This is a genomic window from Ancylobacter rudongensis (genome assembly GCF_900100155.1).
Classification (GTDB): Bacteria; Pseudomonadota; Alphaproteobacteria; order Rhizobiales; family Xanthobacteraceae; genus Ancylobacter; species Ancylobacter rudongensis.
Window position 1 is genome coordinate 97,301 of sequence record NZ_FMTP01000003.1, and the last position, 18,208, is coordinate 115,508.

At 71.2% G+C, this 18,208-nt stretch carries 16 protein-coding genes; all 16 read left to right on the forward strand.

Going from position 1 to position 18,208, the window contains the following annotated elements:
- Positions 1-45 precede the first annotated feature (45 nt).
- The 16 genes from BLO63_RS08660 to BLO63_RS08735 all read left to right on the forward strand — a co-directional run bounded on the left by BLO63_RS08660 (position 46) and on the right by BLO63_RS08735 (position 18,208).
- Positions 46-1,959 carry a methyl-accepting chemotaxis protein gene (locus BLO63_RS08660; RefSeq protein ID WP_091439157.1) on the forward strand — a complete coding sequence of 638 codons (1,914 nt, stop codon included), beginning with the start codon at positions 46-48 and terminating at the stop codon, positions 1,957-1,959.
- On the forward strand, positions 1,952-3,517 hold the full coding sequence (locus tag BLO63_RS08665) for a chemotaxis protein CheW (RefSeq protein ID WP_091439161.1): 1,566 nt from the start codon (positions 1,952-1,954) through the stop codon (positions 3,515-3,517). Before BLO63_RS08660 ends, BLO63_RS08665 begins: the two co-directional genes overlap by 8 nt.
- On the forward strand, positions 3,514-4,608 hold the full coding sequence (cheB, locus tag BLO63_RS08670) for a chemotaxis-specific protein-glutamate methyltransferase CheB (RefSeq protein WP_091439164.1): 1,095 nt from the start codon (positions 3,514-3,516) through the stop codon (positions 4,606-4,608). The genes BLO63_RS08665 and cheB overlap by 4 nt, the downstream gene beginning before the upstream one ends.
- Positions 4,605-5,276: a HEAT repeat domain-containing protein gene (locus BLO63_RS08675; RefSeq protein ID WP_244517768.1), complete on the forward strand. Its 672-nt coding sequence runs from the start codon at positions 4,605-4,607 to the stop codon at positions 5,274-5,276. Before cheB ends, BLO63_RS08675 begins: the two co-directional genes overlap by 4 nt.
- 8 nt (positions 5,277-5,284) lie before the next feature.
- Complete coding sequence (locus BLO63_RS08680; protein WP_091440368.1) at positions 5,285-6,118, forward strand: CheR family methyltransferase; 834 nt, start codon at positions 5,285-5,287, stop codon at positions 6,116-6,118.
- Entirely contained in the window at positions 6,111-6,500 is a 390-nt protein-coding gene (locus BLO63_RS08685; RefSeq protein WP_091439169.1) for a response regulator, read from the forward strand. The genes BLO63_RS08680 and BLO63_RS08685 overlap by 8 nt, the downstream gene beginning before the upstream one ends.
- On the forward strand, positions 6,497-8,707 hold the full coding sequence (locus BLO63_RS08690) for a chemotaxis protein CheA (protein WP_244517769.1): 2,211 nt from the start codon (positions 6,497-6,499) through the stop codon (positions 8,705-8,707). Before BLO63_RS08685 ends, BLO63_RS08690 begins: the two co-directional genes overlap by 4 nt.
- A 10-nt stretch (positions 8,708-8,717) precedes the next feature.
- The gene (locus BLO63_RS08695; protein WP_091439173.1) at positions 8,718-8,990 is read left to right on the forward strand and encodes a hypothetical protein; all 273 of its coding nucleotides are present in this window, start codon (positions 8,718-8,720) and stop codon (positions 8,988-8,990) included.
- Between the two features lie 51 nt (positions 8,991-9,041).
- Complete coding sequence (locus BLO63_RS08700) at positions 9,042-9,419, forward strand: response regulator transcription factor (RefSeq protein ID WP_091439176.1); 378 nt, start codon at positions 9,042-9,044, stop codon at positions 9,417-9,419.
- Positions 9,416-10,078 carry a chemotaxis protein CheX gene (locus BLO63_RS08705; RefSeq protein WP_091439179.1) on the forward strand — a complete coding sequence of 221 codons (663 nt, stop codon included), beginning with the start codon at positions 9,416-9,418 and terminating at the stop codon, positions 10,076-10,078. Before BLO63_RS08700 ends, BLO63_RS08705 begins: the two co-directional genes overlap by 4 nt.
- Positions 10,065-12,404 carry a PAS domain S-box protein gene (locus BLO63_RS08710; protein WP_091439182.1) on the forward strand — a complete coding sequence of 780 codons (2,340 nt, stop codon included), beginning with the start codon at positions 10,065-10,067 and terminating at the stop codon, positions 12,402-12,404. Before BLO63_RS08705 ends, BLO63_RS08710 begins: the two co-directional genes overlap by 14 nt.
- Before the next feature lie 11 nt (positions 12,405-12,415).
- A complete protein-coding gene (locus BLO63_RS08715; RefSeq protein ID WP_091439185.1) occupies positions 12,416-13,312 on the forward strand; it encodes a LysR family transcriptional regulator in 897 nt (298 codons plus the stop codon).
- A gap of 166 nt (positions 13,313-13,478) precedes the next feature.
- Entirely contained in the window at positions 13,479-13,973 is a 495-nt protein-coding gene (locus BLO63_RS08720; RefSeq protein WP_091439188.1) for a RidA family protein, read from the forward strand.
- A 91-nt stretch (positions 13,974-14,064) separates the two neighbouring features.
- Positions 14,065-15,186 carry an ABC transporter substrate-binding protein gene (locus tag BLO63_RS08725; protein ID WP_091439191.1) on the forward strand — a complete coding sequence of 374 codons (1,122 nt, stop codon included), beginning with the start codon at positions 14,065-14,067 and terminating at the stop codon, positions 15,184-15,186.
- A 203-nt stretch (positions 15,187-15,389) separates the two neighbouring features.
- On the forward strand, positions 15,390-17,429 hold the full coding sequence (locus BLO63_RS08730) for an ABC transporter permease (protein WP_091439194.1): 2,040 nt from the start codon (positions 15,390-15,392) through the stop codon (positions 17,427-17,429).
- Positions 17,426-18,208 carry an ABC transporter ATP-binding protein gene (locus tag BLO63_RS08735; RefSeq protein WP_091439196.1) on the forward strand — a complete coding sequence of 261 codons (783 nt, stop codon included), beginning with the start codon at positions 17,426-17,428 and terminating at the stop codon, positions 18,206-18,208. Before BLO63_RS08730 ends, BLO63_RS08735 begins: the two co-directional genes overlap by 4 nt.

The window sequence follows — 18,208 nt, forward strand, 5'->3', positions numbered from 1 at the left end:
CAGTGCGGGCCGGAACGAAAAATGGGCCGACGATCAGAGGGCGGCATGGCGCTTGTAAAATCCACCAAATTGACCCCAGCCTCCGGCAAGGACGGGGAGCCGCCCGCACGCCGGGTGGCACGGCCCGCACCGGCCCGCCGTGCCGGCGCGGCGCCGATGGACAAGGTGTCCGAGCGCCTGGCGGCGGCCACCGAGGAACTGGCCAGCGGACTGATGGAGGCCTCGGCGGCCGCCGAGGAACTGCGCCGCTCGATGGAACTGATCGCGGCGGGCGCGGACGAGGCCGCCGGCGGTTCGCAGGAGCAGCTCGCCGGCATCAAGGCGGTGGCGGCGACCCTGATCGAGGCCCGCGCCCAGGTGGATGCCGGGCGCCGGCGCACCGAGGCGGTGCAGCTCGTGGTGGCCGAGACCGCGATCCAGATCACCGCCTCCATCCGCTCCATCGAGCGCAATGGCGAGCGCCAGCACGCCTCGGTGGCGCGGATGGAGGAGCTGGAGCGCCGGGCGCGCGACATCGGCGCGATCACCGAGACGGTGGGCCGGATCTCCGACCAGACCAACCTTCTCGCCCTTAATGCCGCCATCGAGGCGGCGCGGGCCGGCGACAAGGGGCGCGGCTTCGCCGTGGTGGCGGAAGAGGTGCGGGCGCTGGCGGAAGTCTCCGAGACGAGCGCCGGCGAGGTGCAGGGCCTGGCCGAGACCATCCAGATCCAGGTCCGCTCCGTCGCCGACGGCGTCAAGGAGGGGGCGGAGGCGGCGCGGGCGCAGGCCCGGCTGGGGGCTACCATCCTCGCCGCGCTGGAGGCGCTGCGCGCCGATATGGGGCACCTGACCAACGGCAGCGACCAGATCGCCACCGCCGCGCTGGAGGCCGAGCGCGCGGCGGCGGAGGCCCAGCGCGGCGCCGCGCAGATCGCCAGCGTGGCGGAAACACAGGCAGCGGCGGCGACGCAGGCCCAGACCGCCATCCAGCAGCAGGCGCTGTCGCTCGAACAGGGCCAGGTCGCCGCCCAGGCGCTGGCCCGCGTGACCGACGGCCTGCGCGCCGGCACGGCGGCGGGGGCGCAGGTCGAGCAGATCGCCACCACCGCCGAGGAACTGTCCGCCACCATCCAGGAACTCTCCAGCGCCGCCGCGCAGATCATGGCGGCGATCGACCAGATCGACCGCGGCTTCCAGCAGCAGGCCGGCGCCACCCAGCAGACCTCCGCCGCCCTGGCGCAGATCGAGGCCGGCGCCCGCCTCGCCCGGGACAATGTGACGGCGGCGACCCAGCGGGTCGCGGCGATGGAGGCGGGGCTCAGCGAGAGCCGCGCCGCGCTGGAGCGGCTGATGGCCGGGGTCGAGGCGGCGCTTGCCGGCACCCGCGCCGGCCTCGCCACCCTGCTGAACCTCGAAGAGCTGGGGCGGCGGATCGAGACGATCGTCGATGCCACCGCGCTCATCGCGGTGCAGATCACCATGCTCGCCGTCAGCGGCTCGGTGGAGGCCGCCCGCACCGGCGAGGCCGGGCGCGGCTTCGCCCTCGTCTCCGCCGACATACGCAGCCTTGCCCGCGACGCCTCCGAGAGCGTTGGCGGCATCAAGGCCCGGGTGCGCGCCATTCTCGATCAGGTCGGCTCACTGCGGCGCGACAGCGAGCAGGCCATTCTCGCCGCCGAGGCCGAGATCCAGGCCAATCGCGGCCTGTTCGGCGCGCTGTCAAAGCTCGATGGCGACGTCGCGGCGCTGAGTGCCGCCAACCGGGCGATCCTGCTCGGCGCGCAGGACATCCTCACCGCCGCCGGCCAATGCGCGCAGGCGGCGCGCGAGATCGCGGCGACAGCGGAAGAAGCGAGCGCCGCCTCCCGGCAGGCGGCGACGGCTTCCTCGCAGCAGGCGGAAGGGGCGGACGACCTTGCCGCCGCCATCGAGGAGATCGCCTCGCTCGCCGACGAGCTGCAGCAGCCCGATGTCTGAGCCACGCCCCGCCGCCGGCCGCGCGCCGCTGCGCTTCCTCACCTTCCGGGTCGAGGCGGCCCATTATGCGCTGCCGGCCGACGAGGTGGCGGAGGTGGTGCGGGTGCCCGCGCTCGCCCGCCTGCCACAGGCGCCGGCCGGCCTTCTCGGCATCGGCAATCTGCGCGGCGCCGCCCTGCCGGTCGCCAGCGCCCGCGCCTTGCTCGGCCAGGGCGAGGCGCCCGCCCCGCTCGCCACCGCCCGCGCCATCGTGCTGCGCGGGCAGAGCCCGGTGGCGCTGGCGGTGGATGCCGTCGGCGAACTGGTGGCAATCGACCCTGACCGGCTGGAGGAGGCGCAGGCCAGCGCGCTGGTGCGGCCCGGCGAGGCGTTCACCGGCGCCTTCCGCTTCCATGGCGAGCGCGACGTCGCCCGCATTCTCGACATCCTGCCCCTGCTGGCGACCGCCTTCGCCCCGCGCGCCCGGCCCGCACGCCCCCCTGCGGCGGGCCCCGCGAGCGCGCCGGCGACGCCGGCCACAGCGGCGAGCGCCGGCAAGCTGATCAGCTTCGAGGCCGATGGCCAGGAATACGCCCTGCCGATCGAGCAGGTGCGCGAGGTGGTGCCGCTGCCCGACGCCGTGACCACGCTGCCGCTCGGCGAGGCGCGCGCCTCTGCCACTGAGGCGGTGGCGCGCGGCGTCATGGTCTATCGCGACCGGCTGCTGCCGCTGTTCGCGCTGCGGGCGCTGCTCGCCCTGCCCCCGGCGTCCGCCACACGCTCGGCCAAGGTGGTGGTGGTGAAGCGCGGCGCGCTCTGGCTCGGGCTGGTGGTCGACCGCATCAATGCCGTGCTGCCGCTCGATCCCGCGCGGGTCGAGCCGATCCCGCCGGCGCTGGCGGCGCGGGTGGGCGGCGAGGCGCGGCTGAAGGCGATCTTCCGCGCCGGCGATGGCAGCCGGCTGGTGTCGATCCTCGATGCCCACACTCTGTTCCGGGAGGAGGTCATGCAGCGCCTCGACACGCACGACGCGACCGAGGCCGCCACCGCCGCGAGCGAGGGCGAGGACGAGGCCTCCTTCCTAGTCTTCCGGCTCGGCGGCGACGAATATGGCCTGCCGATCGCGGCGGTGGACGAGGTGATGAAGGTGCCGGATACCCTCACCCGCGTGCCGAAGACCCCGGCCTTTCTGGAAGGCGTGATCAATCTGCGCGGCGCGGTGCTGCCGGTCATCGACCAGCGCCGCCGCTTCGACATGCCGCCGCTGGCCGAGGCGACGCGCCGCCGGCTGATCGTGCTGCGCAGCGCCCACCACCGCGCCGGCATCCTGGTCGACAGCGTGAGCGAAATCCTGCGCCGCCCGAAGGATTCCATTGCGCCGGCGCCCGACCTCGCCGGCGAGCCGACGCGGCTGGTTTCGGGCATCCTCAATCTCGACCAGGCCGGGCGGATCATCCTCCTCCTCGACCCCGACGAGCTGCTGACCCGCACCGAGCGCGGCCTGCTCGACGCCTTCGCCAAGGCAGGGGCGAAAACCGCGACCCGGCCGGCGGGCAAAGCCGGGCCGAAAAAGGCGTGATCAAGCTTCTGGTCGTCGACGACTCGGCGCTGCTGCGCAAACTGCTCGGCGAGGTGTTCACCCAGGCCGGCGGCTTCGAGCTGCGCTTCGCCCGCGACGGGGTCGAGGCGCTGGAGCAGAACCGCGCCTTCGCGCCCGATGTCATCACCCTCGATCTCAACATGCCGCGCCTCGACGGCCTCGCCTGCCTCGACCAGCTCATGGTCGAGCGGCCCTGTCCGGTGGTGATGGTGTCCTCGCACACGGAAGCGGGGGCGGAGGCGACGCTGAAGGGGCTGCAGCTCGGCGCGGTGGATTTCGTGCCCAAGCCCGCCGGCGCGGTGTCGCTGCACCTTCGCGAATGGGCGCCGGCCCTGGTGGAGGCGGTGCGCGGCGCCGCCCGCGCCCGGGTGCGGCCGAGCCTGCGCCTGCGCGAGAGGGTGCGCCACCGCATCGGCCGTGCCGCTTCCTCCCGTCCCGACGCCATGCCCGCGCCCGGCAGCGGCGAGGCGCATTTCCCCAACGAGGCGCCTCTGCCCGGCGAAGGGCTGGTGCTGGTCGGCACCTCCACCGGCGGCCCGCCGGCGCTGGAGGCGCTGCTGGTGCCGCTGCCGGCCGATTTTCCCTGGCCGATCCTCGTGGCGCAGCACATGCCGGGCAGCTTCACCGGCCCGCTGGCGCGCCGGCTCGACACGCTGTGTGCGCTCAGCATCGTCGAGGTGCGCCGGCCGGTGCCGCTCCAGCCCGGCACGGTCTATATCGGCGCGGGCGATGCCGACCTCATCGTCTCGCGCCGCGCCGGCGGGCTGGTGGCGATGGCCGCCCCGGCGCAGGCGGATTACCTCTGGCACCCCTCCGCCGACCGGCTGGTGCGCAGCGCGATGGAGCATCTGCCGCCTCGCCAGCTGGTCGGGGTGCTGATGACCGGCATGGGCAATGACGGCGCCCAGGCGATGGCGATGCTGCGGGCGCAGGGCGGGCACACCATTGCCGAAGCCGAGGAAACCGCCATTGTATGGGGCATGCCCGGCGAGCTGGTGAAGGCCGGCGGCGCCGAATTCGTGGTGCCCCTGCCGGACATTGCCGCGCGCCTCGAAAAGATGGTGCCGTGAAAGATGGTGCCCCTGAACGCTGGTGCCGTGACATGCCGCTGATCCGCGCCACAGCCGGCGAGGCCGCCGCGCCGCCCTCCGATCGCGCCGCCGATCGCGCCACCCTCGTCGCCGCGCTCCAAAGCGGCAGCGCCGGCGAACGGCTGCACGCCGCCCGCGCTCTGGCCGCCCTGCCCGGTGCGGAGGCGCCGCTGAACGCCGCGCTGCAAGTGGAGGCCGACCCGGCGGTGCGCGAGGTGATCTTCACCGCCTTCGCCCGCCGCGCCTCGGAGGAGGCCGCCGACGCCCTGCTGCCGCTGCTGCGCGCTCGGGAAGCGAGCCTGCGCAATGGTGCGCTCGCCGCGCTTGCCGCCATGCCGGCCCGGCTTTCCGCCCGGCTGCCGGCGCTGCTCGCCGACCCCGACCCCGACATCAGGCTGCTGGCCTGCGAACTGGCACGCGTCCTGCACTCGCCCGAGGCGACCGCCCTGATGTGCGACGTGGTGGAACGCGAGAGCGAGCCGAACGTTTGCGCAGCAGCGCTCGACGTTCTCGCCGAGATTGGCGGGCCGCAGGCGCTGCCGGTGCTGGCGCGCCGGGCCGGGCGCTTCGCCGACACGCCGTTCCTGCGTTTCGCCTTCGAGGTCGCCATCGGGCGGATCGAGGCTTCCTCCGACATAGACCCGTGAGCGCGCGCGTGACCGACGAGGATTTCCGGCGCCTGTGCGAGTTTCTCTACCGGCGCAGCGGCATGGTGTTCACCGAGGCCCGCCGCTACTATGTCGAGCGCCGCCTTTCGGAGCGCATGCGCGCCACCGGCACCCCCTCCTTCGCCAGCTATTTCGCCCGCCTGCGCAGCGACCAGTCGGGGGAGGTCGAGCCGTTCATCAACGCCTTCACCGTCAACGAGACCTATTTCTTCCGCGAGGAGCACCAGCTCCAGTGCCTGAGCACCGATCTCCTCTCCGCGCGCCTCAAGGAGCGCCCGGCGGGGCGGCCGATCCGCATCTGGTCGGTGCCCTGCTCGACCGGCGAGGAGCCCTATTCCATCGCCATCTGGCTGCTCGAACACTGGCCGCAGGTCGACGCCTTTGAGATCGAGATCATCGGCTCGGACATCGACACACGGGCGCTGGAGGCGGCGCGGGCCGGCCTGTTCGGCCGCCGGGCGCTGATGCGGCTGCCGGAGGCGCTGGTCGCCAAGTATTTCGAGCCGGTGGATGATGAGCACTGGCGGCTGATCGCCGATCTGCGCCAGTCGATCGGCTTTTCCACCGTCAATCTGGTGGATCTGGCCCAGACCCGCGCCCATGGCCGCTTCGATGTCATTTTCTGCCGCAACGTGCTCATCTATTTCGACGAGGCCTCGCGGCGCATGGCGGCGGAGAACCTGTATGAGAACCTGCTGCCGGGCGGCTTCATCTGCCTGGGCCACAGTGAATCGATGAGCCGGATCTCGCCCCTGTTCGAGGTGCGCCGCTTTGCCGACGCCATCATCTACCAGCGGCCGGGGGAGCGCGGGGATGGCTGAGCCGGCACGCGCGCGCATTCTGGTGGTCGACGATGCCAGCCTCGTCAGGCTGTATTACCGGCAGGCGCTGGAGGCCGCCGGCTTTGTCGTCGAGGAGGCGCTGAACGGGGTCGAGGCGCTGGAGAAGCTGCTGCAGGCGCCGGCCGATCTCGTCATTGTCGACGTCAACATGCCGCTGATGGACGGCATCACCTTCCTGCGGGCGCTGCGCCGTCAGCCGCTGCCGCTCGCCGCGCTGCCGGCGCTCGTCACCAGCACCGAGGCCGGCCCTGCGGATATCGAGGCCGCCCGGGTGGCCGGGGCCAATCTCTATCTGGTCAAGCCGCTGGAGCCGGCGGCGCTGGTGCTCTACGCCCGGCTGCTGTGCGGGGTGCCGGGGTGAACGAGTTCATCGAGCAGTTCCTCATCGAGGCGCGCGAGCTGGTCGAGCAGGGCACCGCCGACCTGCTGGCGGCGGAGGAGCGCCCGCGCGACGCGGCGGCGATCGACGGCGCGTTTCGCGCCTTCCACACGCTGAAGGGCTCGGCCGGCATCATCGATTTCGCCGCCATGGCCCGCGCCCTGCACGCGGCGGAGGACGCGCTGTCGCAGGTGCGCGCCGGCGCGGTGCCGATCACCGGCGCCCTGATCGGCCAGTGCCTCACCTGCCTCGACCAGGTGGTGCACTGGCTCGACGCCATCGAGGCCACCGGCGAGCCGCCCGACGCGGCCGAGCGCGACGCCGACGCGGTGATCGCGCTGTTTGGTGCGGCAGAGGCCGCCGCGCCGCCTGCCGCCACCGGCCCGGCCGCGCTCGATGCCTGGCTGGCGACGCTTCCGGCGGCCGAGCCCGCAGGCGGGGCCCGCTGCGCCTTCGCCTATACCCCCGCCGAGGACGCGTTTTTTCGCGGCGAGGACCCGCTCGCCACCGTGCAGGCGCTTCCCGGCCTGCTGGCCCTCGACCTCGTCCTTGACGGGGCGACGGTGGACCCGGCCGAGATCGACCCGTTCCATTGCCGGCTCACCCTCTTCATCCTCTGTTCGGAGCCCCGCGCCCGGCTGGAGTTGGCCTTTGCCGGCCTGTCGGGCACGGTCGACTGGCGCGATCTCGCCCCGCCGGCGGCGCCCGGCGCGGGGACGCCCGTCGCCGCCGGCCAGCTGATCGCGGCGCAGATCGCGCTGCTGCGCGGGCCGGAGGACGAGGGTTCTGCCGGCCGGCGGGCAAGCGCCCTGCGCGCCGCATTGCAGGTGCTGCGGGCCAGCGGCCGCGACGTTGAGGCCGCCGCGCTGGAGCGTCTCGCTGACGCCGGCGCGACGCCACAAAGGCTCGCCGACGCGCTGGACGAAGCGCGGGCCGATACGCACGCGGCGCCCTCCCCGTTCGTCCCCGGGACGGAGCCGGTGATCGCCGATGTCGGGGCGCGCTCGCTGCGGGTCGATGTCGAGCGCATCGACGCGCTGGTCCGCCTCACCGGCGAATTCACCGTGCTGAAGACGCAGGCCGCCCATCATGCCCGGCTGGCGGCCGAGACCACCAGCACGGGCGAGGCCAGGGAACTGGCCGCCAAGGAACTGGCGACGCAGCTGAAATCCCATCACGAGACGCTGGAGCGGCTGGTCGGCGCGCTCCAGCATGCCGTGCTCGGCATCCGCGTGCTGCCGCTGCGCCATGTCTTCCAGCGCCTGCCGCGGCTGGTGCGCGACATGTCGGACGCGCTGGGCAAGCCGATCCGCCTCGTCATCGAGGGCGAGGAAACCGAGGCGGACAAGGCCATCGTCGAGGCGCTGTTCGAGCCGCTGCTGCACATTCTGCGCAACGCCGCCGATCACGGCATCGAGCCGGCGGGCGCCCGTGCCGCCGCCGGCAAGCCGGAAACCGGCATCGTCGCGGTGCGGGCCCGCCGCGTCGAGGACCGCCTCACCATCGAGGTCGAGGATGACGGCGCCGGCATCGACACAGCCCGCCTGCGCGCCCGCGCCGGGGAGCGCGGGCTGGCCAGCCCCGCCGTGCTGGCGGCGATGAGCGAGGAAGAGGCGCTGGACCTGATCTTCGCCCCCGGCTTCTCCACCCGCGACGAGGTGACAGGCTATTCCGGGCGCGGGGTCGGCATGGACGCGGTGCGCGTCGCCCTGGCCCGGCTCGGTGGCCGGGTCCGAGTTCACAGCCGGCCGGGCGAGGGCACGCGCCTGGCGCTGAGCCTCCCGGTCAGCGTGATGAAGACCGATGTCCTCTCGGTGGAATCGGGCGGGCAGGTGCTGGGCATTCCGCTGGAGGCGGTAGTGGAGACGGCGCGCCTCCCGCGCAGCGCCATCTCCCGCATCGGTGCGGCCAGCGTCTTCGTCTGGCGCGAGCGCACCCTGCCGCTGATCGACCTCGCTCAAGCCATGGGCCTTGCCCCCGCGCCGGCCGGCGGCGGCGACGCGCGTATCGTCATCACCCGCCTCAATGGCGAACTTGGCGGGCTGGAGGTGGAGCGGCTGGGCGCCCGCATGGAGGTGATGCTGCGGCCGCTGGAAGGGCTGCTCGCCGGCCTGCCCTGCCACGGCACCACCCTGCTCGGTGATGGCCGCGTGCTGATCGTCCTCGATCTCGAGGCGTTGCAGCCATGAGGGAGAAGACATGACGGTACGGTTTGCCGCCGACGGCACGATCCATCTCGAAGGCCTCTGCGGCAGCGAGGAGGCGGAGGCGCTGCTGGCTCAGCTCATCGCCACGCCCGGCGCCGTCGTCGACTGGCAGGGCTGCGAACAGGCGCACACGGCGGTGGTGCAGGTGCTGCTCGCTCTGCGCCCACGGCTTCGCGGCGTGCCGGCCAGCGCCTTTCTCGCCCGCCATGTAGCGCCGGTGCTGAACCGCCCGCCCGCTGGCGGCGTGGCCCGGCTTGAGGCATAGATGCTCACTCGTGACCCACAGCGCGACAATGTCCGCCGGAGCCGTCTCCCCATGCCGTTCCAAGTTCTCATCGTCGACGACAGCAAGCTCGCCCGGATGGCGATCGCCAAGGCCATGAACAAGCTCCATCCCGACTGGGCGCGCAGCGAGGCCAGCAATGCCGACGACGCCCTCGCCCTCGCCGGCCAGCAGCCCTTCGATATCGCCCTTTTGGACTTCAACATGCCCGGCCGCGACGGGCTGCAGCTGGCGTCCGAGCTGCGCGATTTGATGCCCGGCATCGCCATGGCCATCATCTCGGCCAATCATCAGAAGGAAATTATCGCCCAGGCGCATGATGTCGGCGCGATATTTCTCTCCAAGCCCTTGACGGAAGACGAGTTGGGCCAATTTCTCGCTCAGGTGCAGCTGTCCAAGGGAAGCATGTGAGCAACCAGAGCCCCCTTGCCCTCAGCGAGCTGCAGATCGACGCGCTGACCGAGCTGGTCAATCTCGGCGTCAGCCGGGCGGCCGTGAGCCTGCGCGAGCTGGTCGGCCGGCAGGTGCTGCTCTCCGTGCCGCGGGTGACGCTGCTCAGCCGCGACGACGCGATCGAGATCGTCGGCGCCACCGAGGAGAAGCAGCTGGTCGCCGTCCACCAGCTGTTCGAGGGCGACATCACCGGCCGCGCCTTGCTGATCTTCCCGGAGATCAACAGCCTGGAACTGGTCCGTGCCGTCACCGGCGGCGGGCTGCCGCTGGAAGACATCATCGAGCTGGAACAGGAAGCGCTGGCGGAAACCGGCAACATCATCCTCAATGGCTGCCTGGCGACCATCGCCAACATGCTGCACCGCAGCCTCAAAATGTCGTTGCCGGAAATCCTGCGCGGCGACAGCCACGACCTGTTCGAGCTGGCGCCGGCGCCCGAATCTGGCGATGTGGTGCTGTTCCTCTACATCAACTTCGCCGTGCGCGAGCGCGACATTCGCGGCTACATCGCGATGCTGATGGACATGCCCTCGCTGGCCGCGCTGGAAGGGCTGCTCGACGAGTTCATCGAGCGCACAGCGGGCGGAATGGCGCCTGAGGCCAATGCCCCTGTCTGACGATCATCTGGCCCACGCCATTGTCGACGGGCTGGATGGCGGCGTCATCGTCGTCGACCGCGCCGGGCGCGTGGTGGTGTGGAACGCGTGGATCGCCGCCGCCACTCGCCGCCCCGCCGCCGAATGTGTCGGCCAGACGCTGCCGGCGCTGTTTCCCGCCTTGCCGGCGCGCTTTCATTCCGCGCTGGCGGAAAGCTTCGCCTCCGGCGCCGCCAGCCTGCTCACCCATTCGCTGCATCCCGCCGTGTTGCCGCTGCGCACCCGCGCCGGCCTTCCCATGGTGCACAACACCTCGATCCGGGCGCTGGGGCCAAAACCGCACGACTTCTGCCTGGTGCAGGTGGTCGATGTCACCGCCAGCGCCAATCGCGAGCGGGTGCTGCGCGAGCGGCAGAATGCCCGCTACCACGCGGTGGTCGACAGCGCCCATGACGCCATATTGACGCTCGACGCCGACGGGGTGATCCAGCTCGCCAACCCGTCCGCCGCCCGCCAGTTCGGCACCGCGCCCCAGGCACTGGTTGGCGCCACCCTGTCGACGCTGCTGGAGGAGCAGGAGGCCTGGCGCGCCGCCTGGGACAGCGTGCGCGCCGGCACGCCGCTCACCCGCCCGGTGGAAGTCACCGCCCGCCGGCCGGACGGGGCGCCGAGCCATCTGGAACTCACCGCCTCGCGCTGGTCGAGCGATGGGCGCTTCTTCGTCACCGCCATCCTGCGCGATGTCAGCGAGCGCAAGGCGGCCGAGGCCGAGCTGCGCGGCCTCAACCTGACGCTGGAGCGGCGCGTGGCCGAGCGCACCGCCGACCGCGACCGCATGTGGCGCCTGTCCACCGACATCATGGTGGTCGGCCGGCTCGACGGCGTGGTCAACGCCACCAACCCGGCCTGGACCCGCATCCTCGGCTGGGAAGCCGAGCATCTCACCGGCGCCAATCTTCTCGATTTCGTCCTGCCGACCGACCGGCCGCGCCTGCGCGAGATTCTGGCGGCGCTGAGCCAGGAGACCGCGCCGCAGCTCTTCGCGCTGCAGCTGCGCGCCCGCGATGGCGGTGTGCGCTGCATCGAATGGAGCGCGGTGGCCGCCGACGACCTGCTGCAGGCGGTGGGCCGCGACATCACCGCCGAGCGCGAGGCCGAGGAAGCGCTGCGCCGCACCGAGGAAGCACTGCGGCAGGCGCAGAAGATGGAGGCGGTCGGCCAGCTCACCGGCGGCATCGCGCACGACTTCAACAACATGCTCACCGGCGTCATCGGCGCCGTCGACATCATGAAGCGGCGCCTCGCCTCCGGGCGCTTCGACGATCTCGACCGCTTCCTGGAGGTCGCCTCGGTCTCGGCCCAGCGCGCGGCGGCGCTGACCCAGCGCCTGCTTGCCTTCTCCCGCCGGCAGTCGCTGGATTCGCGGCCCGTGCACATCAATGCGCTGGTCGGCTCGCTGCACGACCTGCTGAGCCGGACGCTGGGTGAATCGATCGCGCTCGACATCGCCTGCGACGAGCGGGTGGGCTGGGGCACCGCCGATGCCAACCAGCTGGAAAGCGCCATCCTCAACCTCGTCATCAATGCCCGCGACGCCATGCCCAATGGCGGGCGCCTCACCGTCAGCACGCGCCAGGCCGTGCTGGAAGCGCGCGAGGTGGCCGGCACGCCGGAGGCCAGGCCCGGCCGCTACGTCGTGATCGCCGTCACCGATACCGGCACCGGCATGACGCCCGACGTGCTGAGCAAGGTGTTCGAGCCGTTCTTCACCACCAAGCCGGTCGGGCTGGGCACCGGCCTCGGCCTGTCCATGGTCTATGGCTTCGCCCGCCAGAGCGAGGGCCATGTCGCGATCAGCAGCAGCCCGGGCAAGGGCACCACGGTGGAGCTTTTCCTCCCCGCCGCCGAACCGCCGGGCGAGACGGATGCCGACCTGCCGGCGGCGCTGGCCGAGGGCGACGGCCAGAGCGTGCTGCTGGTCGAGGACGACGCCTCGGTGCGGGTGCTGGTGGCCGACATTCTCGCCGAGCTCGGCTATGCCGCCATCGAGACCTCGGACGCGCCGGGCGCCATCGTCGAGCTCGCCTCCGGCCGCGACATCCAGCTGATGATCTCCGATGTCGGCCTGCCCGGCATGAATGGCCGCGAATTGGCCGAGGTGGCGCGCCGCCACCGCCCGGACCTGCCGATCCTGTTCCTCACCGGCTATGCCGGCGACACGGTGGCGCGCTCGCAGGTGCTCGGCACCCACATGGAAATGCTGACCAAGCCCTTCGCCATCGAGACGCTCGCCGCCAAGATCGAGGAAATGATGGCCGCCGCCGCCTTCCGGGCCGGCCAGCGCTAGGGGCAGGCGCGATGGACACCCGCCATCTCGAAGCCTTCCGCGCCGTCTATGAAAACGGCTCGATGAGCGCTGCGGCCGTGCTGCTCGGCAAGTCGCAGCCGGCGATCAGCAATCTCATCGCCCGGCTGGAGGACGAGATCGGGCTGAAGCTGTTCCACCGCGCCCATGGCAGGCTGGAGGCGACGCCGGAGGCCGAGACCTTCTTCGCCGCCATCGTGCGCACGCTCGACGCGATGGAGCGCACGCTGGCGGTCTCGCGCAATCTCAAGGGCCTGTCCTCGGCGACGCTGCTGATCGCCAGCCCGCCGGGCCTCGCCACCTATCTGCTGCCCCCCATCATCGCCGATGTGCTGAAGGAGAATGCCGGCGCCACCGCCCGCTTCATCACCCGCTCCTCCTATGCGGTGCGCGATCTCGGCACCATCGGCGCCTTCGATGTGGGGTTCGCGGAACTGCCGATCGACATCCATGTCGCCTCGCTGGAGCTGTTCGAGGTGGCGTGCATGTGCGTGATGCGGGCCGACCATCCCCTTGCCGGGGAGCGCTGCGTCGGGCCGGAGCAGCTCGATTCCCAGCCCTTCGTCACGCTGTTTCCCGAGCACATCACCCATATCGCGGCGGCGGAAGCCTTCTTCGAAGCGCAGGCGCACTGGAACGTGGTGGCGGAGGTGGAGTTCTTCGGCACCGCCTGCGTGCTGGTGCAGCAGCTTGGCGCGGTGACGCTGGTCGATCCCGCCACCGCCCGCTTCTTCCAGGCGATGGGGCTGGTGGCGATCCCGTTCCGCCCGCTCGTGCCCTATCGCTTCGGCATGTTCCGCCCGAGCACCCGCCCGCCCTCGCGCATCTCGGTCGCCTTCATGGAGCGCTTCCGCCGCACCGTGGCGCCTGACCTCGCCGCGCCGCGCTGAAAGCGGCGGCACCTCGCCACTCGCCCGCTCAATCCTGAGGCAGCGGCCGCCGCCGGGGCCGACTCCATAACTTTGCTTTATGGATTCCCCGCTATTTCCTGTTTGACGCCGGCGCCAAATAGAACGGAGATCAGCGGGTGAAAACGGCCTGCTTGAGGGAGCCCGCATGACCCACTCGGCGACACGGCGTGTGGCGGAACTCGGCCTCGTCCTGCCCAGCGCGGGCGGCGGCGCGGACTATTACGGCACGCTCTACGGCAAGATGAAGCCGCATTATCTCAGCGACAAGCTGCTCTTCCTCTCCGGCCAGACGGCGGGCGTCGACGCGGATGGCAAGGTGCTGTTTCCCGGCCGGCTCGGGCGCGATCTCACCGTCGAGCAAGGCTATGAGGCCGCGCGCCTCACCGCGCTCAACTGCCTGGGCTGCATCAAGGACGCGGTCGGCGACCTCGACCGGGTGAAGGGGCTGGTGCGCTCGCTCAACTTCATCGCCTGCGACCCCTCTTTCACCCAGCCGCACCTCGTGGCGAGCGGGCTTTCCGACCTGTTCGAGCAGGTGTTCGGCCCGGAGATCGGGGTGGGCGGGCGCGCCTCGATCGGCGTGATGTCGCTGGCCGACGATTACTGTTTTGAGACCTGGGTGACGGTGGAGCTCCACTGACCCCGACACCAACCGAACCAACCACACGGCCAGAAGGCCGGGACCTTCCGCAGCGTGCCGAACGCACCGTCTCTTCCAGAGGAGAACACGCATGACGATCACTCGCATTGCTGCTGCCATGCTCGGCATCGGCCTTCTCGCCTCCCCCGGCATGGCGCGGGCGGAGGAGATCACCATCGGCTTCACCGCCGCGCTCTCCGGCGACTTCGCCGCCTTCGGCCTCAACATGCGCAAGGGCCTCGACCTCGCGGTGGAGGCGCTGAACAAGAAGGGCGGCAACACTTACAAGATCGACGCGGTGGATGATCGCGGCGAGGCCCGCGAGGGTGTGCTGATCGCCCAGCGCTTCTGCTCCGACAAGAATGTCGACGTGGTGATGGGCTATTCCTTCTCCTCCATCGCGCTCGCCGCCATCCCGGTGTTCAACGAGTGCAAGCTCCCCGTCCTGGCCTCCGCCGTCACCAGCCCGGCGCTGTCCAATGTCAGCCCCTATTTCCGCCGCAACGTGCTCACCGACGCGGTGCAGGGCGCGATGATGGGCGACTATGCCGCCAAGACGCTGGGGCTGAAGCAGATCTATGTGCTGAACCAGCAGGATGATTACGGCATCGGCGTCGCCAAGGCGTTCTCCGAGGCGGCCGAAAAGGACGGCGCCACCATCGTCGGCACCGAATCCTACCTGCTCGGCTCGAAGGATTTCCGCACCCTGCTGACCAAGGTGCGCGCCGCCAAGCCCGACGCCATCTTCATCGGCGGCTTCTACACCGAAGCGGCGAAGATCGCCGAGCAGGCCCGCGCCCTCGGCATCAAGGCGCAGCTTCTCTCCACCGACGGCGCGCTCAATGTCGAGCTGATGAAGCTCGGCCGCGGCGCGGTGGAAGGCATGATCGTCTACGGCATGTTCGATCCGGCGGTGGCCACCCCGGCGACGGAGGGTTTCCTCACCGCCTACAAGGCGACCTTCAAGGAAGACCCGAGCGCCTGGGCGGCGCTGGGCTATGATGCCGGCATGGCGCTCGGCGCGGCGGTGGAACTCGCGGCCAAGGACGGCCCCGTCACCCGCGAGAGCCTGAACACCGCCTTCGGCAAGCTGAAAGACGTGCCCGGCGTCACCGGCCCCACCACCTTCGACGCCTCGGGCGACCGCGCCGGCGCGCTGTATTTCCTCGAAGTGAAGGACGGCACCTTCGGCCTCGCCCCCAAGCAGCCGTGAGGCCGAACGTCTCCCTCTCCCCGTCGGGGAGAGGGCTGGGGTGAGGGGACAGCCCGGCTACCGACCCGCCCCCTCACCGACCCGCTGACGCGGGCCACCTCTCCCCACCGGGGAGAGGGAAGCCCCGCTCCGCGCAGAACCACCCCCGTTCGCGACCGCGCTGGCCTCGAACGGGAAGCCCCGAAAGGCAACGCAGGCACGCGATGGACTATCTCGGACAGCTGCTGGCGAACGGACTGGTGCTCGGGGCGATCTACGCCCTCGCCGCCGTGGCGTTCACCCTGGTGTACGGCGTGGTGCGCCTGGTGAACTTCGCCTTTGGCGAACTGTTCATGCTCGGCGCCTTCCTCACCGCGTCGCTGATGCTGCCCGAGGTGCGCCTGCTCGGCACCATCGTGCCGATGCCGGGTTTCTCGCTGCCGGTCGCGGCGATGGGCGCCATCACCCTCACCGCCGCGCTCGGCGTGCTGGTCGACCGCATCGCCTATCGCCCGCTGCGCAACGCCCCGCGCCTTGCCCCGCTCATCACCTCCATCGCCGTCTCGGTGGTGCTGCAAAGCCTCGCCCAGACCATCTGGGGCGCGGAGGAGCTGCGCTTCCCCGAATTCTACCTCGCCACCCTGCCCCCGGTGGTGCTGTTCGATTCGATCTATCTCTCGGTGATGGACCTCGTGGTCATGGCGACCGCGCTGGCCGCCATGCTCGGGCTTTCCGCCTTCATCGCCCGCTCCTCGCTCGGCCGGGCGATGCGGGCGAGCGCCGAGGACCAGATGGCGGCGACGCTGGTCGGCATCCCGGTCAACCGGGTGGTGGCCGCCGCCTTCGCCATCGGCTCGGGCTTTGCCGCGCTGGCCGGGCTGCTCTACGCCCAGACCTATGGCTTCGCCCATTCCAGCATGGGCTTCCTGCCCGGGCTGAAGGCGCTCACCGCCGCCGTGCTCGGCGGCATCGGCTCGATTCCCGGCGCGGCGCTGGGCGGGCTGATCCTCGGCCTCGTCGAGGCGCTGGGGTCCGGCTATCTGCCCAACGGCACCGCCTGGAAGGACGCGATCAGCTTCGTGCTGCTGGTCGGGCTGCTGTATCTGCGCCCGCAGGGCCTGCTGGGCAAGCCGGAGCTGAATTCCGCCGGGCGCGGCAGCCTGCTGGGCGGCGCCTCGGAATTTGGAGCGGCGTGGTTGCGCACCTCGTTCGCGAAGGTGGACGGGGCGCTGGCCCGCGCCGCCGCTGGCGGCCCGCGCGCGGCCCTCGCTTTGCTGGCGCTCGCCATCCTGGTCGGGGCGCTGGTGCCGTCCGACTACTGGCTGCGCATCCTCACCATGGTGGTGATCTACGGCATGCTGGCGAGCGGGCTCAATGTCATCGTCGGCTTTGCCGGCCTGCTGGATCTCGGCTTCGTCGCCTTCTGGGCGGTGGGGTCCTACCTCACCTCGATCCTGTTCGTGCTGGTGCTGAAGGACCAGTTCGGCGTCGCCCCGGCCGATATCTGGTGGCTGCTTTATCTCAACCTGCCACTGGCCGGCCTGCTCGCCGCCGGCTTCGCCGTGCTGCTCGGCACCCCGACGTTGCGGCTGCGCGGCGACTATCTCGCCATCATGACGCTCGGCTTCGGCGAGATCGTGCGCGTGGTCGCCATCAACTGGATGGACCTGACCAACGGGCCGATGGGCATTCGCGGCATTCCGGCGCCGAACCTGTTCGGCATCGCGCTCGGCTCGCCGCGCGCGCAGTTCTTCTTCGCGCTGGCGCTGGCGGTGCTTGTCGTGTTCGCCATCGCCCGGCTGGTGCGCTCCTATGTCGGGCGCGCCTGGGTGGCGATCCGCGAGGATGAGGAGGCGGCGGAGGCGATGGGCGTGCCCACCGCCCGCTACAAGCTCTACGCCTATGCCGCGAGCGGCTTTGTCGGCGGCTTCGTCGGCGTGTTCTACGCCCATAGCCAGCAATATATCAGCCCGCTGAACTTCTCGCTGTTCGAGAACATCCTGCTCCTGATGCTGGTGGTGCTCGGCGGGCTCGGCACCTTTGTCGGCCCCTTTGTCGGCGCGCTGATCTGGATCGTGTTCCTGCAGCTGGCGCTCGACCTGCCCTTCGTGCAGGCCTATCCCGAAACCCGCTTCGCCCTGCTCGGCGTGGTGCTGATCGTGCTGATGGTGTTCCGCCCGCAGGGGCTGGCCGCCAGCGCCCGCGTCGCTCTCACCATGCCGGGCGCCCGGCCCGGCGCCCGGCGCGTGAAGGAGGTCGCATGAGAGCGCCCTCCCCCACGCCGCTGCTGCAAGCCCGCGCCATCACCGTGCGCTTTGGCGGGCTGGAGGCGGTCGGCAATCTCGACATGGCCATTGGCCGCAACGCCATTCACGGGCTGATCGGCCCCAATGGCGCCGGCAAGACCACGGTGCTGAACGTGCTGACCGGCTTTGTCCGCCCCACCGAGGGCGAACTCGTCTTCGACGGCGCGGAGATCGGCGGGATCGGGGTCAACGGTTTCGCCCGGCGGGGCCTTGCCCGCACCTTCCAGAACATCCGCCTGTTCGGCGCCATGACGGTGCTGGAGAGCGTGCTGGTCGGCGCCCATCAGCGCTTTTCCGCCAATGCGCTCTCCCTCGTCTTCGGCCGGCGCGCCGCGCGCGATGCGGAAGCGGCGATGATCGCCCGCGCCTATGAGCTGCTCGCCTTTGTCGGGCTGGGGGCAGAGGTGGCCGACCGCGTCGCCACCACCCTGTCCTACGGCCACCAGCGCCGGGTCGAGATCGCCCGCGCGCTGATCTCCTCGCCCAAGCTGCTGCTGCTCGACGAGCCGCTGGCCGGGATGAACGCGGTGGAGAAGGCCGAGATCGCCGATCTGGTCCGGCAAGTGCGGGCGCAGGGCATCGCCGTGCTGCTGATCGAGCACGACATGCAGGTGGTGCGCCGGCTGTGCGACCACCTCACGGTACTGGAATACGGCCGCAAGCTGGCCGACGGCCCGCCGGAAGAGGTGCTGGCCGACCCGGCGGTGCAGGCCGCCTATCTCGGCCGGGCGAGGTGA

Bases quoted from the DNA above. Each gene is read 5' to 3' on its own strand.
- BLO63_RS08665 (WP_091439161.1), top strand. From the start codon at position 1,952: ATGTCTGAGCCACGCCCCGCCGCCGGCCGCGCGCCGCTGCGCTTCCTC.
- BLO63_RS08660 (WP_091439157.1), top strand. From the start codon at position 46: ATGGCGCTTGTAAAATCCACCAAATTGACCCCAGCCTCCGGCAAGGAC.
- BLO63_RS08720 (WP_091439188.1), top strand. From the start codon at position 13,479: ATGACCCACTCGGCGACACGGCGTGTGGCGGAACTCGGCCTCGTCCTG.
- BLO63_RS08735 (WP_091439196.1), top strand. From the start codon at position 17,426: ATGAGAGCGCCCTCCCCCACGCCGCTGCTGCAAGCCCGCGCCATCACC.
- BLO63_RS08725 (WP_091439191.1), top strand. From the start codon at position 14,065: ATGACGATCACTCGCATTGCTGCTGCCATGCTCGGCATCGGCCTTCTC.
- BLO63_RS08700 (WP_091439176.1), top strand. From the start codon at position 9,042: ATGCCGTTCCAAGTTCTCATCGTCGACGACAGCAAGCTCGCCCGGATG.
- BLO63_RS08730 (WP_091439194.1), top strand. From the start codon at position 15,390: ATGGACTATCTCGGACAGCTGCTGGCGAACGGACTGGTGCTCGGGGCG.
- BLO63_RS08685 (WP_091439169.1), top strand. From the start codon at position 6,111: ATGGCTGAGCCGGCACGCGCGCGCATTCTGGTGGTCGACGATGCCAGC.
- BLO63_RS08710 (WP_091439182.1), top strand. From the start codon at position 10,065: ATGCCCCTGTCTGACGATCATCTGGCCCACGCCATTGTCGACGGGCTG.
- BLO63_RS08715 (WP_091439185.1), top strand. From the start codon at position 12,416: ATGGACACCCGCCATCTCGAAGCCTTCCGCGCCGTCTATGAAAACGGC.
- BLO63_RS08695 (WP_091439173.1), top strand. From the start codon at position 8,718: ATGACGGTACGGTTTGCCGCCGACGGCACGATCCATCTCGAAGGCCTC.